General features: G+C 69.0%; 10 protein-coding genes. 6 read left to right on the top strand and 4 right to left on the bottom strand.

Annotation, left to right across the window (positions count from 1 at the left end; all coding sequences use genetic code 11):
* The first annotated feature begins 43 nt into the window (after window positions 1-43).
* Both JQX13_RS32180 and JQX13_RS32175 read left to right on the top strand, forming a co-directional pair.
* Window positions 44-1,327, top strand: a complete 1,284-nt coding sequence (locus JQX13_RS32180; protein ID WP_203403302.1) for a hypothetical protein — start codon at window positions 44-46, stop codon at window positions 1,325-1,327.
* A 98-nt stretch (window positions 1,328-1,425) separates the two neighbouring features.
* Window positions 1,426-3,720, top strand: a complete 2,295-nt coding sequence (locus tag JQX13_RS32175) for a hypothetical protein (protein WP_203403301.1) — start codon at window positions 1,426-1,428, stop codon at window positions 3,718-3,720.
* A 16-nt stretch (window positions 3,721-3,736) separates the two neighbouring features.
* Here JQX13_RS32175 and JQX13_RS32170 read toward each other — a convergent pair whose 3' ends face one another.
* The 4 genes from JQX13_RS32170 to JQX13_RS32155 form a co-directional block, all read right to left on the bottom strand.
* Entirely contained in the window at window positions 3,737-4,336 is a 600-nt protein-coding gene (locus JQX13_RS32170; RefSeq protein WP_203403300.1) for a hypothetical protein, read from the bottom strand.
* 230 nt (window positions 4,337-4,566) lie between these two features.
* Complete coding sequence (gene nagA / locus JQX13_RS32165) at window positions 4,567-5,727, bottom strand: N-acetylglucosamine-6-phosphate deacetylase (RefSeq protein WP_203403299.1); 1,161 nt, start codon at window positions 5,725-5,727, stop codon at window positions 4,567-4,569.
* Entirely contained in the window at window positions 5,727-6,788 is a 1,062-nt protein-coding gene (locus JQX13_RS32160; RefSeq protein ID WP_203403298.1) for an SIS domain-containing protein, read from the bottom strand. Before JQX13_RS32160 ends, nagA begins: the two co-directional genes overlap by 1 nt.
* Before the next feature lie 4 nt (window positions 6,789-6,792).
* Complete coding sequence (locus JQX13_RS32155; RefSeq protein ID WP_203403297.1) at window positions 6,793-7,581, bottom strand: GntR family transcriptional regulator; 789 nt, start codon at window positions 7,579-7,581, stop codon at window positions 6,793-6,795.
* A 241-nt stretch (window positions 7,582-7,822) separates the two neighbouring features.
* Here JQX13_RS32155 and JQX13_RS32150 point away from each other — a divergent pair, with 241 nt between their 5' ends.
* The 4 genes from JQX13_RS32150 (at window position 7,823) to JQX13_RS32135 (ending at window position 14,609) form a co-directional block, all read left to right on the top strand.
* On the top strand, window positions 7,823-8,740 hold the full coding sequence (locus JQX13_RS32150; RefSeq protein ID WP_203403296.1) for an N-acetylmuramic acid 6-phosphate etherase: 918 nt from the start codon (window positions 7,823-7,825) through the stop codon (window positions 8,738-8,740).
* Window positions 8,728-11,310 (top strand): phosphoenolpyruvate--protein phosphotransferase, encoded by a 2,583-nt coding sequence (gene ptsP / locus JQX13_RS32145; RefSeq protein ID WP_203403295.1) that lies wholly within the window; start codon window positions 8,728-8,730, stop codon window positions 11,308-11,310. The genes JQX13_RS32150 and ptsP overlap by 13 nt, the downstream gene beginning before the upstream one ends.
* Window positions 11,311-11,357: 47 nt before the next feature.
* Window positions 11,358-13,091 carry an N-acetylglucosamine-specific PTS transporter subunit IIBC gene (gene nagE, locus JQX13_RS32140; RefSeq protein WP_203403294.1) on the top strand — a complete coding sequence of 578 codons (1,734 nt, stop codon included), beginning with the start codon at window positions 11,358-11,360 and terminating at the stop codon, window positions 13,089-13,091.
* A gap of 189 nt (window positions 13,092-13,280) precedes the next feature.
* Window positions 13,281-14,609 (top strand): carbohydrate porin, encoded by a 1,329-nt coding sequence (locus tag JQX13_RS32135; RefSeq protein WP_203403293.1) that lies wholly within the window; start codon window positions 13,281-13,283, stop codon window positions 14,607-14,609.
* Window positions 14,610-14,659: the final 50 nt, after the last annotated feature.

Genomic DNA, 14,659 nt, shown 5'->3' with positions numbered 1-14,659 from the left:
GGAATCGTCCGGGGAGCGAACGGTTACGATGGCTCCGCGCCCCATGCCATCCCAACGCTCCCGCCTCCCGCTCCTGCTCGCTCTCTTGCTGCCCCTGGGAGCGAGCGCCTTCTCGGTACCGGACCACGAGACGATGACCCGGGTGTCCGTCGACGCGGCACTCGCGGCGGGTGACTTCCCCCAGCTCGCGACCCACCGGGAGGCCGTGGTGGAGGGCAGCCGGGCGGAGGACCTGAACCTCCCCGTCAAATGGGCCGGCTATCACCACTTCTTCCACCCTGGCGTTTCGCTCGACTCCTCCTTCCGTAAGGACTCCGGGGCTCGCGTGCGAGGCCTGTGGCAGGAGGCCGAGGAGGCCGCGAGCAACGGTGACCTGGCGCGGGCCTTCGATCGCGTGGGCCACCTGGTGCACCACATCCAGGACATGGCCGTCCCGATGCACGTGGTGCCGGTGATGCACGGGCTCTCGGATCGCTTCGAGCAGCACTCCGCGGGGCAGTTCTCCCTCGGGAGGGAGATCGCGCCGCTCTCCGGTGAGGAGGCCCAGCTCGCGCTGGCCCGGGAGACGCTGGAGGTGGTGCGCACGGGCTCGCTGAACGTGGAGGGGGGAGCCATCCCCTGGAGCGCGTTCTGGGCCGCGCCCGCCACGAACAAGCCCGGCGCGTTCGGCGGCTACGGTGTGGTGGGCAACGCCTTCGATTCGAAGGAGGTGCGCTGGAAGGGCCGGACGTGGAAGGTGGACCCCTCGGAGTACGACGACTTCGTGGACGCGCGAGTCGAGTCGGCCGTGGCCTACTCCCGCGCCTTCCTCCTCTGGGCCGCGGCGAGGCTCACCGCGCTGGCGGAGGCCCGGAACGTGGCCATGCGGCCGAACTGGAACCCCTCCCCCTCCCTCACCCTGGAGCTCATGGGAGGTGCCGCCACCTCGCTGCGCGGCGCCACCCCGGTGGCGGGTGCGCGAGTCCTGCTTCCCCTTCCCTGGTCCATGGGACTGTCGGCCAGCTACGCGCGGGCCCTGGGCAATCCCCTCCTGGGACGAAGCGGGAGCGTCTGGTCGCTCTCGGTCCTCTCTCCGCCCCTGCTGACGGCGCGGCTCGGCTACCTGGGAGGACTCGATCTGCGCGCCACTGCGGGCGCGGGCCTGTGCGCCCTGAAGGGCTCGCACCATCCGGAGCTGCCGGTCGGGCTGCGTGTCCAGACGCTGATCAATCGAAGGATCTCCCTCAGCGCGGAGGCGCAATACCGGGCCTTCGCGCCCGCCACATCCCCGTGGTCGCACGGCGTCAACTTCACACTGGGAACCGGCTTCACCTGGGGCGACAACTAGGCTTTTCACTCGTTCAGTTCCAAGCCGCTCTGGGTTAGATCTGGCCTGGCATGTGCCGCACTGCATCAACGCTCCTGGATCGGCGCCTCCCCCCCGGAATGGCGGCCCTGGCTCTCCTCTTCACCTGCGTCGCCGCCGCCGCGCCCATCAAGCAGGTCCCCGAAGGTGGACGCGCCATCCCCGTGGTTCAGAAGGGAATCGTGTGCGGCCCGGTGGGCGGAGGATGGTCGCTGTCCTCGGATGGGCGGTCCGTCCGGCCCCCCTCCAGGGACGCCGGGGAGTTCGCGCGCACACTCGATCTCAAGGTCGCGGAAGAGGCCGAGCAGTGCGCGTCGAGCCAGGAGATCGTCACCGTCATCGCCACCGGGGCCTTTCCGAACATCGACGCCGCGGGCACGACCTTCTTCCCGGACGAGGGGCGCATCGAGCTGAAGGGTCAACGCCTCCAGGACGTCCCCGTGGCCTGGTCCGTCCCGGCGAAAGGTGAGCAGGAGGCCGCACGTGAAGGGTTGGACGTCTGCCTCAACCCATCTTCCGGAAACCGGCAGGAGTGCACCGTCCCCCTGACGCCCGGACTCCCCTCGGATGCAACGCTCTACTGGGTTCCACCCCATGGCAGGCGCGGTCCCGAGGTGACGACCTACGACGTCAACGGCACCCTCGTGGCGCCCGAGTCCTTTCAAATCCGTCCCGGCCGCATCGTCCTGACCCGGCCGCTCGTTCAATCCAGTGGTGTGGACCTGTCGAAGGGACCGGGCCGGGTGGCGATCTCCCATCCCGAGGCGGTCGCCTCCGTCGATTGCGCTCCCGCCCGTTGCGAGCTCGCCGATGGCGGCATCGCCATCCGCAACGTCCCGGGCGGGGTGGAGGCCCAGGTCACGCTGCGCCTGCGCCTCGTCCCCCGGGTCCTGCTCGCCCGCGGGGACGCCTTCGACACGGCGGTCTCCGTGACCCTGCCCGTGCTCGCCTGTCCCCTGACGGCCGTGGAGGACACGGTGCTCCGCGACGTCGCGGAGCCGGCGCTCGTGGTCCGTCTGGGCGCGACCTGTGGGCACGATCCCCAGGGCCTGCTCTGGACGGTCAATGGCGAGCGCGTCGAGGTGGGGCGGGTGGTGAAGGTCCCCGACGGCATCTATGTCCTCCTGCGCACGGAGGGTACCTCGGCCCGGCAGCTCACCATCTCGGCGGCGAGCTCCCCCCTGGAGCGGACGGTGGTCGCCTCGACGACCGCGAAGACCCTGCCGCTGCCCTACCCTCGCGCCAACCTCGAGCTGCCGAACCACGGCGCCATCGACTTCATCCCCACCAACCGCCCCGCGCTCGTGCAGGTCGCCGGCAGCGGAGCGCAGGGACGCTTCGCGCTGCACCCCATCGAGGGGGCCTACCGCGTCATCACGAAAGACAACACCACCCTCGTTCGCGGAGACACGACCGCGGGAGGCTTCGTGGCGCTGCGCTTCGGCTACCGGGTGCCCTCGCTGCCCGGGGAGCTCGCGAGCATGGACCTCGCGCTCGTCGACGAGCGCGTCCAACGGGCGGTGCGGGAAGCCAGCGTTCCCACGAACGTGGCCAACCTCATCGAGTTCGTCTGCACGGGCAAGGACGGAGTGGATCAAACCATCGAGCCGAGCAGCCCCTACCGCATCCACTTCTCCATGCGGCACACCTGCCGGGTCATCATCCACCGCGAGCGGCTGTCTCCCGAGGAGGGCATCCAGGAGATCGTCCTGAGGATCAACGTCACGAAACCCGACGGCTCCTCCCGGGGAGAGAGCCACGTCGAGCAGCGGATGCTGCTGCGCCCCGGGGGAGAGGCGCGCGTCATCCCCATTCAGGGCAACCTCGGCCAATACGACCGCATCATGGTGCAGGTCGCCCATGTCGCGGACGAGTCCCGTTACGCCTTGAGCGCGACGGATCGGGCGGGACTGCCCTCGGCGCAATGGACGGCGCTCGTCCAGGGAGGAATCCTGCGGCTCTATGCGACGGGTGCCGTCCCCGCGGGCCTCTACCGTGTGACGAAACCGAGCGGTCAGCTCACGCTCAACTTCGGAGTGCTGTCCCGGCTCGTCCTGCTGAACGATGAGGGCCAGGAGCGGCTGGTGGGAATCGAGATCGGCCTCATGGGACTGGGGCTCATTCCCCAGTCGAGCGACATCCACTTCCCGCCCACGTTGGCCCTCGTTGGCGGGCTCGGGCTGCGTGTGCCGATCGGCACGGGAGCGGCGGTGGGTGTCCAGGCCTGGATCGCCCACGAGTTCCGGGGCGACATCACGCGGAACCTGAAGGCCGGAGAGGATCCAGATACCACCGACCTGCGGGTCCCCTCGAGCAAGTGGTCCTTCATGTTCGGGCCCAGCATCTCGATCGGCAACGTGGGCTTCAATCTGTAGCCCGTGGCGTGTCCGCCTACGCCCGCCAGGTGACGCGGTAGGCGCAGCTCTCTCCCCCGTGCTTGCGGCACGTCCTCGCATCATGGGTGAGCAGGGCGTTGGGCTGGAACCGCTGCGCCATGGCGGTGATGATGCCCCGATCGAAATCACACGGGTACGGCGTGTTGCTCTTGAGGGTGATCTCATTCCTCGTCGGCACGTGCGCGTACTGGTAATGGCCGATGCCCTCTCGCATCTGGCCCGTGCCAGGGTTGAACATGGCCTCGCCGCGCAAGGCGTGATTCATGTGGTAGGCGACGTCGATGCACTTCAGGGCGCTGTGAATGTCAGTCACCGCCGGAGGAAAGACCGCGTGCTTCGGCGTGGTCATCCCCGACTGGAAGAGGAGCGCGGCGCCGAACTCCTTCTCAATCCGCTCGAGCGTGTTCAACCAGCGTTCGAGCGGATACCAGCCTCCGGGTTCGAACTTCACATGCCCGGACTTCTCGGCGGAACCCAGGTTCTCCTCGAGGAGGACCTTGCTCGCGATGAGCGTGAACGAGCCGAACCCATCAATGACGATCTGCAGGTTGGAGCCCAGAACCTGGAATTGCTTGCAATCAATATTGCCCCGCATTGATCACCTTCCTGGCCGGTTTGAATCCCGCTCGGAACGTCAGCGGCACCGGCTACTGCATCACGCGGCGGGAGCATCCACAATGCCCCCACCCCAGATGAGCCATGTCATCGAGCACACGGCGCAGCGTCAGGAGAAGTGTTTGCCCGGGTCGAAGTATCTTTCCAACTCGCGTGGCAACTTCCACCGCGGCCAAAGAGAGAGAACCCCGAGTCACCAGGGGAGCACGGTCAGTACCACTGCTCCTGCCCCCCCACCCACGTGGCGAGCACCGTGAAGTCCGGGCCGAGCAGCGTGAGATCCGAGCGGAAGTCCGGCGCCAGTCGGCCCAGGTGTCCCTCCAACCCGAGGAAGCACGCCGGGTAGAGCGACGCCATGCGCAGGCTCTCCTCGAGAGACAACCCGAGCAGACGCACGCAATTGCGCACCGCCGTGATCATGTCGATGTCGGCGCCCGCCAGTGTTCCGTTCTCCGTCACCAGACGGCCGTCACGGCGCAGGATGGTGTGGCCATAGAGCGAGAACGAGACCGCGTCCGTCCCGACGGGAGGCATGGCGTCGGTGACCAGGAACACCTTGCCGAGCGGCTTGCTCTTCAAGAGCAGTCGCAGCAGCGCGGGATGGACGTGGATGCCATCGGCGATGATGCCGCACCAGGCCTCGGAGTCGAGGCCGACCAGCACCGGCCCCGGTTGGCGGTTGTTCACCGGCGGCATGGCGTTGAACAGGTGCGTGAAGCCACGCACGCCCGCCGTCAGCGCCTCGCGCGTCCGCTCATACGAAGCGGCCGTGTGGCCCGCGGCGAGCACCACGCCCGCCGAGGCGAACCGGCGGAGGGTGGCATCGTCGACACGCTCCGGCGCCAACGTCACCAGGAGACGGCATCCCTTGCCGGCCAACCGCGCCGCCAGGCCCGTCAGGGACTCGAGGTCCCGGGCATCGGGCGCGCGGATGTAGCGCGGCTCATGGACCCCTGGCCGCTCACCGCTGATGAAGGGCCCTTCCAGGTGGATGCCGAGGATTCCACTCGCGGGCCGGGAGATCGCCTCGGTGACGGCCTCACAGGCCCGGAGCATCCCCGCCTGCTCATCGGTGATGAAGGTGGGCAGCATCCCCGTCGTGCCCGAGCGCCGGGTGGCCGCCGCGATGGCGATCGCCGCCTCGGCCGTGGGCGTCTCGTTGAACAGCACGCCGCCAGCGCCGTTGACCTGGGTGTCGATGAAGCCCGGCACGAGCAGCGCGTCCCCGGGCAGCCGCACCACCTCGGCATCGGCCGGCGCGTCCGCCGCCGGGATCACCGCGGTGATGCGTTCGCCCTCGACCACCACCGCGTGGCCCTCGAGAATGCACTCGCCGGTGAAACACCGTGCTCCCTTCAGGACTCTCTTCATCACACTGTCTCCGTCACCTTGCGCAGGTGAGCGGGCGCGTCGGGATCCAGCTTGCGCGCCACCGCCAACCGGTGCACCGCCATGTAGAAGCTCTGGACCTGGCACAGCGGAGCGATCGCGTTCGGCACACCCGACACCGACGGCAGCAGCTCGGCCCCTGGAACCTCGAGCACCGAGCGGACATCCGCGCCCAGCTCCACCATCCGGCGCACCACGCTCCGGGTGCTCTCCGCCGAGCCATCCTCCTGCCCGAGCGCCAGGACGGGGAAGCCAGGGCCCACGAGCGCGAGCGGGCCGTGGCTCACCTCGGCGGTGCTGAAGGCCTCGGCGTGCATCCGGCAGGTCTCCTTGAACTTCAGCGCCATCTCGAGCGCCGCGCCAAGCCCGCTCCCACGTCCGAGCACGAACAGGCTGTGGGCCCCGGAGAGCCGCGCGAGCGCCGGCCACCAGTCCAGGGCACGCGCCTGCTCCAGGGCTTCCGGCAGCCGGGCGACCGCGTCGTGCAATTCCTTGCTCCCCGACCAGTGCGCCGCCAGCTGCAGGAACGCGAGCCCGGAGAGGATGTAGGACTTCGTGGCGGCGACGCTCCGCTCGGGGCCGGCGCACAGCGGAAACGCGAGGTCGCACAGGTCGAAGAGCGGAGAGCTCTCGTTGTTGATGAAACCGACGACCAGGGCCCCTCCCGCGCGAGCCGTCTCCGTGAGCCGCAGGAGATCCGGACTGCGACCCGACTGGGAGACAGCGATGAAGAGGCACTCCTTCAGGTCCAGGTTCGGGGTGTTGTAGACCGACGCCACGCTCGGTCCCACCGAGGCCACGGCCCGGCCCAGCGTGGTTTCGATCAGGTACTTGCCGTAGCTGGCCGCGTGGTCGGAGCTGCCACGCGCGCACGTCACCACGAAACGAGGGGGCCACTGGCGCAGCCGGGCACCCAGCTCGGCGAAGGTGTCCGCGCACTGCTGGATCTGCCGGCGGGCGGCATCCGCCGACTGGGCGGCCTCGAGCGCCATGGCGGGGACGGGAAGACTTCCGGTGCTCACGGACACAGGACCGATGCTCATCGGATCACCTCTTGGGAGTGGCGGGGCCAGCCATGTTCAGTTCAACGATGAAGTCGTAGGAGTCGCCCCGGTACTGAGACCGGACGAACTCCAGGGGCGTGCCGTCCTCGAGCATGGTGCGACGCTCGATGTAGAGGGCCGCCGCGCCCTCCGGCACACCGAGCTGCTCGGCCTGGTCGACCGGCAGCTGGATCGCCGACAGGCGCTGCAGGGCGCGGTAGGGCGTGAACCCCCGGTTCCGGAGCGTCTCGTAGAGAGAGCCCTTCACCTCGTTCGGATCCGGCAGGAAGCGCGTGGGGAGAACCGACAACTCCAGCGCCATGGCCGCGCCGTTGGCCGTGCGGAGCCGCTGCAGGCGGCAGACCGTGGCCCCCGGACTGAGACCGAGCGCCAGCGCCTCCTCGGGCGTCGCCACCGCCACCGTGCGATTGAGCCACACCGAGCCCGCGACCAGCCCCCGCGACCCCATGTCCTCGGAGAAGCCCGTCAGGGTGGACAGGCGCTGCTCCACATAGGGGCTCTGGCCCCGGTTCACGAAGGTGCCGGCCCCCTGCCGTTGCTCGAGGAGCCCCTCGTCCAGCAGCTCCTTCAAGGCCTTGCGGACCGTGACCCGGGAGACGCTGAAGCGTTCCGCCAGCTCTCGCTCGCCCGGCAGTGCGTCACGGTGGCCGAACCTCCCACTGACGATCTGCCCTCGCAGATACCTCGCGAGCTGAAGGTAGAGCGGCAGCGGCAGGTCGCTCGATAGCGCGGCCCTGTCCAGGTCATCGACTCCGCTCGGATGGCTCGACATGTGTTCTCCCCTCTTGCGACCACTAAGATACCAATCTAGGACCACGAATCAAGCCGGAAGAGGGGCTCCCGATTCCAAAATCAGAATCAAACCCTTGAAAATATTGGTATTCTCACGATGCGTCAGAAAGGTTCTAAAAGATCTTCCGGGGTGTCCGTGAATTTTCGTTGAAATCGGGGCCCTTGCTGGTATCTTGCACCAGTCCAATCTAATACCAGCTCGTCCATCGGTAGGGGGCCACATGGCGAAGGATACGGAGGGGGCTGCCCGTCGATTCCAGGGGTTGGATACCTGGGGCACGGGGGAGCTCCTCGAAACGCTGTGGAGTAGCCAGTCGCGAGCGACGGCGGCATGCCTGCCTGTGCTGCCGGTGCTCGGACGCGCCGCGGACGCGGCCATCGAGCGTCTGTCCCGGGGCACCGGGCGGTTGGTCTACGCCGGCGCCGGCTCCGCGGGTGCGCTCGCGGCCCTGGACGCCCTGGAGCTCGGTCCCACCTTCGACTGGCCGGCGACCCGCCTCGCCGTCCTGCTGGCCGGGGGCCTGGATCTGTCACGGGGCCTCGATGGAGGCGCCGAGGACGACGAGGCCGGGGGACGCTCGCGGGTGAGGGAGCTCCGGCCCGGACCGGCGGACGTGGTGGTGGGTGTATCCGCCAGCGGACGCAGCGCCTTCACCGTGGGCATCGTGGACGAGGCCCGGCGTCATGGGGCCCTGACGGTGGCCATCTCCAGCATCGCCGGCTCGCCGCTCATCGAGGCCGCCGAGCACGGAGTGGTCGTCCTGACGGGCGCGGAGGTCATCGCCGGCTCCACCCGCCTGGGTGCCGGGACGGCGCAGAAGGTGCTCCTCAACCTGTTCTCGACGACGGTGATGACCGGGCTCGGCCTCGTCTTCGACAACCTGATGTGCAACGTGCGGCCGGAGAACGCGAAGCTGCGCCAGCGCTGCATCACCATCGTCTCGCGCATCGCCGGTGTCGGGGAGGAGGCCGCCGCGGACGCCCTCGCCCGCCATGGCGACATCAAGCACGCGGTGCTCGGGCTCGCGGGCTGCACCCACGCCCAGGCCGAGGACGTCCTGGCCCGAGCCGGGGGCAACCTGCGCGTCGCGCTCGCGGAAATCGCACCCCAGGGGGGGAACGGCTCATGTCCACGCTGAGGCTCGTCACACCGTTGGAGCAGCACACCATGTCCCAATTGAAGCTCGTCGCGCCGCTCGCGGGTTGGGCCACCCGCCTGGAGGAAGTGCCGGATCCCGCCTTCGCCCAGCGGATGGTGGGGGATGGCATCGCGGTCGACCCGACGTCGGCCGAGCTCCGGGCGCCCTGTGATGGCGTCGTCCTGTCGGTGCATGCCTCCCGCCACGCGTGCACGCTGCGGACCCCGACCGGCGCGGAGATCCTCCTCCACATCGGCATCGACACGGTGGACCTGCGCGGCGAGGGCTTCACGGTCCACGTCCAGGAGGGACAGAACGTCCGGGCCGGGCAGCCGCTGATCACCTTCGACATGGATCTGCTGGCCCGCCGGGCGCGCAGCCTCGTGACGGCCATGGTGGTGACCAATGGCGACGCCCATACCATCACCGGCCGGGTGGAGGATCGCGAGGTCTCGGTCGGCGAGCTGCTGCTGGAAGTCGAGGGCGGTGAGGAGACCCTCCCGGGCGAGGTGAACGGAACGACGGCGGAGCGGCATGTGCGGCTCCTCATCCCCCACGGACTCCACGCGCGTCCCGCCGCCGCCTTCGCCAGGCAGGCCCGGCTCCACCCGGGCCCCGTGAACGTGGGCCACAAGGAGCACACCGTCAACGGCAAGAGCGTGGTGGCGCTCATGAGCCTCAGCGCCCAGCACGGTGCCACGCTGACGGTCACCGTCCGCGGAGATCAGGCCGAGCAGGTGGCCCAGGAGCTGGTCGACCTGGTGACCAGCGGGCTGGGAGATCCGATCCTGCCGCTCGTGGAAGCGCCGGCCTCCCCCGCCGAGCACACCCGAGCGCCCGCCGCCGCGCTCGTGCCCTTCGCCCCCGACACGGAGGTGCTGCTCAAGGGCACCATCGCGGCCCCCGGCATCGCGGTGGGCCGGGCGGTCAGGGTCGTCGAGGAGCAGCCCCAGCTCACCCAGGCGGGTCGCGGCCTCCTCGAGGAGAATCAGCGCCTGACCGAGGCCCTCACGCGCGTGCGCCGGGACATCGAGGCGATGATCTCCCGCGAGGGAAAGGGCAGCGCGGCGCGGACGGAGATCTTCCGCGCCCATCTCGCGCTGCTCGATGATCCGGAGCTCGCCGACGCCGCCACCCAGGAGCTCCAGGCGGGTCACAGCGCCGAGTGGGCGTGGCGGACCGCGGTCGAGAAGCAGGTCCGGGTCCTCCAGGGACTCGAGGATGCGCGCCTGGCGGAGCGGGTCGACGACCTGCGCGACATCGGTCGCCGCGTCATCGCCCTGCTGACGGGCAAGGGCGGCTCGCGCGTCCCGGCCGAGCTGCCGACGGACACGATCCTGGTCGCCGACGAGCTGCTGCCGTCGGACCTGGCGGCGGTTCCCCCTGGCCGTCTGGTCGCGCTCTGCACGGCACACGGTGGTCCCACCTCGCACGTCGCCATCCTGGCGGCCGGCATGGGCATTCCAGCCGTGGTGGCGATGGGCGACGCGGCCCTGCGCGTCCCCGAGGGAGCGCCGCTGATCGTCGACGGAGACCGGGGCGAGGTCCACGTCCATCCCCCCGCCACGGCCCGGGAGGCCACCCTCCACGCCATCGCCGCACGAGCCGCCCGCCGCGAGGCCAACCTGGCGAGGGCGCACGAGGAGTGCCGTACGGCGGATGGCACGCGCATCGAGGTCGTCGCCAACCTGGGACGTCCCGGTGACGCGGCGTCGGCCTTCGCCAAGGGGGCCGAGGGCTGCGGCCTGCTGCGCAGCGAGTTCCTGTTCCTGGATCGCGTCACCGCGCCGAGCGAGGACGAGCAGACCGCCCAGTACCAGGAGATCGCCGACGGCCTGCGGGGCCATCACGTGGTCATCCGCACGCTGGATGTCGGGGGCGACAAGCCGCTGGCATACCTGCCCCTGCCGGAGGAGGAGAATCCGGTGCTCGGCCTGCGGGGAGTGCGGGTTTCGCTGCGGCACCCGGAGCTGCTGCGCACGCAGATCCGCGCCATCCTGAAGGTGAAGCCCACGGGGGTCTGCCGCATCCTCGTCCCGATGATCACCTCCGCCTCCGAGATGCGCGCCGTGCGCGCCGTGGTGGAGGCGGAGCGCCGGGAGCTGGGCATCACCCACCCGGTCCAGCTGGGCGCCATGATCGAGGTGCCGGCCGCCGCCGTCATGTCGGACCGTCTGGCGGCCGAGGCCGACTTCCTCTCCATCGGCACCAATGATCTCACCCAGTACGCGCTCGCCATGGACCGCGGCAACCCGCACGTGGCGGCGCAGCTCGACGGGCTGCACCCGGGCGTCCTGCGGCTGGTGGCCCAGACGGTGGAGGGCGCACGCAAGCATGGCCGCCCGGTGGCGGTGTGCGGCGGCATCGCCTCGGATCCCCGAGCGGCGCCCCTGCTCATCGGTCTGGGCGTCACGGAGCTGTCGGCGACTCCGTCCGTCGTTCCCGACCTCAAAGCCTTCATCCGCACGCTCACCCTGCCCCAGTGCGTGGAGGTCGCGAGGAAAGCCCTGACGTTCGAAATCGGTGACGAAGTGCGCGCGCTCGTGATGCGCACGTGGCCGGGCCTGTAGGGCCCATTTCCCCCCGGAAACCCCCACTCACGTACAGAGAGAGACTCATGGTGAACAACAAGTTCGCTGGAGTACAACAACTCGGGCGCGCCTTGATGTTGCCCATCGCGGTCCTGCCCATCGCCGGACTTCTGCTGCGTCTGGGACAGCCGGACCTGCTGAATATTCCCTTCGTCGCGGCCGCGGGCGACGCCATCTTCTCCAACCTCGGCTTGCTGTTCGCGGTGGGTGTGGCGGTTGGCTTCGCACGGGAGAACCATGGTGCCGCGGGACTCGCGGGCGCCGTTGGATTCTTCATAACGATCAAGGGTGCCGATGCGCTTGTAAATGTACCGCCCGAGGTGATCGAAAACCTCACCGGCGCCGCCAGGGATCTGGCCGTCTCGAGCTACAAGGCGCGCCTGGTGTCCAAGATCAGCATTCCGGTGGGCATCCTGTCCGGACTGATCGCCGGCACCATGTACAACCGCTTCAAGGACATCAAACTGCCGGAATACCTGGCGTTCTTTGGCGGCCGCCGCTTCGTGCCCATCATCACCGGACTGGCCTGTCTGGTGCTCGCGCTGGTGTTTGGATTCGGCTTCCCCATCGTCGAGGCGGGTCTGGATGGCATCAGCCGCTCGGTGTTCGCCGCGGGCAAGTTCGGCCTGTTCCTGTATGGCGTCTTCAACCGCCTGCTGATCGTCACGGGCCTGCATCACATCATCAACAACATGGCCTGGTTCCTGCTGGGCGACTACAACGGCGTGACGGGTGACCTGAAGCGCTTCTTCGCCGGGGATCCGACGGCCGGCGCGATGATGGCGGGCTACTTCCCGGTGATGATGTTCGGTCTGCCGGCGGCCTGCCTCGCCATGTACCACGCCGCGCCCAAGCACAACCGCGCGAAGGTGGGCGGTGTGCTGCTGTCCATGGCGCTGACGTCCTTCCTGACGGGCGTCACCGAGCCGATCGAGTTCGCCTTCATGTTCCTCGCGCCGGCGCTCTACGCGCTGCACGCGGTGTTGACCGGCCTGTCGCTCGTCATCATGGACGCGATGAATGTGAAGCTCGGCTTCGGCTTCTCGGCCGGCCTGTTCGACTACGTGCTGAACTACGGAAAGGCGACCAATCCCCTGCTGCTGCTGCCCATTGGCGGAGCCTACGGCATCGCCTACTACGGCCTGTTCCGCGTCTGCATCGCCCGGTTCGACCTGAAGACGCTCGGCCGGGAGGACGAGGCCGCGGCCTCCACCGAGGCGACCGCCAACGTCGATGGCGTCTCCACCCCCGCCCCCGTGCTGGCCCGGGGCGAGGCATACCTGAAGGCGCTCGGCGGCACCGCCAACGTCCAGGTCGTCGATGCCTGCACCACGCGGCTGAGGCTGACGGTGGCCGATAACGCCCGCGTCGACGAGGCGGCGCTCAAGGCGCTCGGTGCGCGCGGCGTCATCCGCCCGTCGGCCGGCAGCGTCCAGGTCATCATCGGTCCGCTCGCCGACCAGGTGGCGGGCGAGGTCCGGGACGCGATGCGCACGATCCCCGCGACGGCCACCAGGAACGAACCGTCCGTGGCGCGCGCCATGCTGACGGCCCTCGGAGGTGCCGCCAACGTGCGTGAGCTCGGGACCTGCACCACCCGCCTGCGGCTGATCGTCGCCGATGACAAGCTCGTGGACGAGGCGGCGCTCAAGAAGCTCGGCACCCGCGGTGTCGTCAAACCGGCCGCCGGCTCCGTCCAGGTCATCATCGGGCCCACCGCCGAACGGGTGGCCGACGAGATCCGTGCCTTGATGGCCTGACCCATCTCGAAACCCTCCAGATGTGAGACAGCCTGGGGAATGGGGCGACCCATTCCGAGCAGGTCAGGCTGGCTTTGTCTTCAAAGCTCCCCCAACCGCCGTCCCCTCCCCATCGCTGACAGAGGTTCGAACATGAAGTCACACCGCTTCACATCCCTCCTCCGTCCATCTCGTTCGGTTCGTCCGCTGGTGACTGCCCTGTCGCTGCTGTCCGCCATCCCGGCGAGCGCGCAATCCCTGGCGGATCGGCTGGACTTCTCGATGTACGGACGCGTGGGCATCGCCTGGGCGCCGACCTCGGGTGACTTCATCCAGGGCAGGTCGTTGAACCTCACGGGCAACTCCCTGGGCGGCCGCCTCGAGGAGGGTGACTACCTGGAGCCGTCGCTGAAGATCCACCTCCTCAAGCCCTCGGCGGAGGACCTGGCGACGAACCAGGACTCCCCCTATGCCCATGCGGTGATCACGCCGGCGATGTGGGCCAACAATGGCCTGTTCATCGCCCTCACCAGCAACCGGGGCGCCCAGACGCTGACCTTCGAGCTGGGCGAGGCGTACGTGGAGGCGGGGAACCTCCTGGCCCCTGGCCTGAAGTTCTGGGGCGGCGCCCGCTACTACCGCGGCACCAACGTGTACCTGGCGGACTACTGGTACTTCAACAACCTCTCCTCGCAAGGCCTGGGCGTCCAGTACAAGGGGTTGGATGCGGCGGTGCTGCTCCAGACGTCCATCAACGGCTCGCAGTACAACTTCGACGCCAACGGCGACGGGGTGCTGGACGTCCGGCGCCAGCGCACCATCCTGGTGGGCCAGTACAAGCAGCCGTTCGGGGCCGGTCACTACGCCCAGCTGCTGGGAGAGCTCCACGCCCTTCCGCAGACCACGGCCTCGATCCTGGGAGACAGGACCGTCCTGCCCTCCGACATCGGCTGGGTGGCGGGCATCAAGAGCCACCTGAAGTTCGGTAACGACAGCTACAACGAGCTCTCGGTGCGCTACGGCAGCCGCATCGCCAACGGTGGCCAGGCGGGTTCGCCCACGTGGGTGACCTTTGGCGCCCCGGCCGCCAACGGCAAGTACGGCAACGCGCGCAGCCTCGAGGTCGTGGAGCACCTGCTCTACAACGTCAATCCCCTCCTCTCCCTCAACGCGTACGGCACCCTCCACCTGGGCCAGGGCGCGAGCGGAGGGGTGAAGGACCGGTTCACGGACTTCTCCGTGGGCGCCCAGAGCACCGTGTACCTGCACAAGAACTTCCACCTCATGAACGAGGCCAGCTTCCAGGGCGTGCGCGATGCCGACTCGCCCCTCGCGACCGCGGTCAAGCTGTCGCTCGTGCCGACCCTCGTCCCCACCGGGCAGGCCAGCCCCTTCGCCCGGCCGCACCTGCGTCTGTTCTACACCCTCGCGTTCTACAACCAGCAGGCGGTGGACACGCTCCACTCGCCCTATCTGCAGACCGTCGGCGGCAAGTCCATCGGCCACTTCCTGGGCGGCCGCGTGGAGTGGTGGATCTGAACAACACCCGGCAACCCCCACATGAATACGGCACCAGCGACGAACCGGAG

The organism is Archangium violaceum (assembly GCF_016859125.1).
Classification (GTDB): domain Bacteria; phylum Myxococcota; class Myxococcia; order Myxococcales; family Myxococcaceae; genus Archangium; species Archangium violaceum_A.
This window is presented reverse-complemented; position numbering and strand designations above follow the sequence as displayed.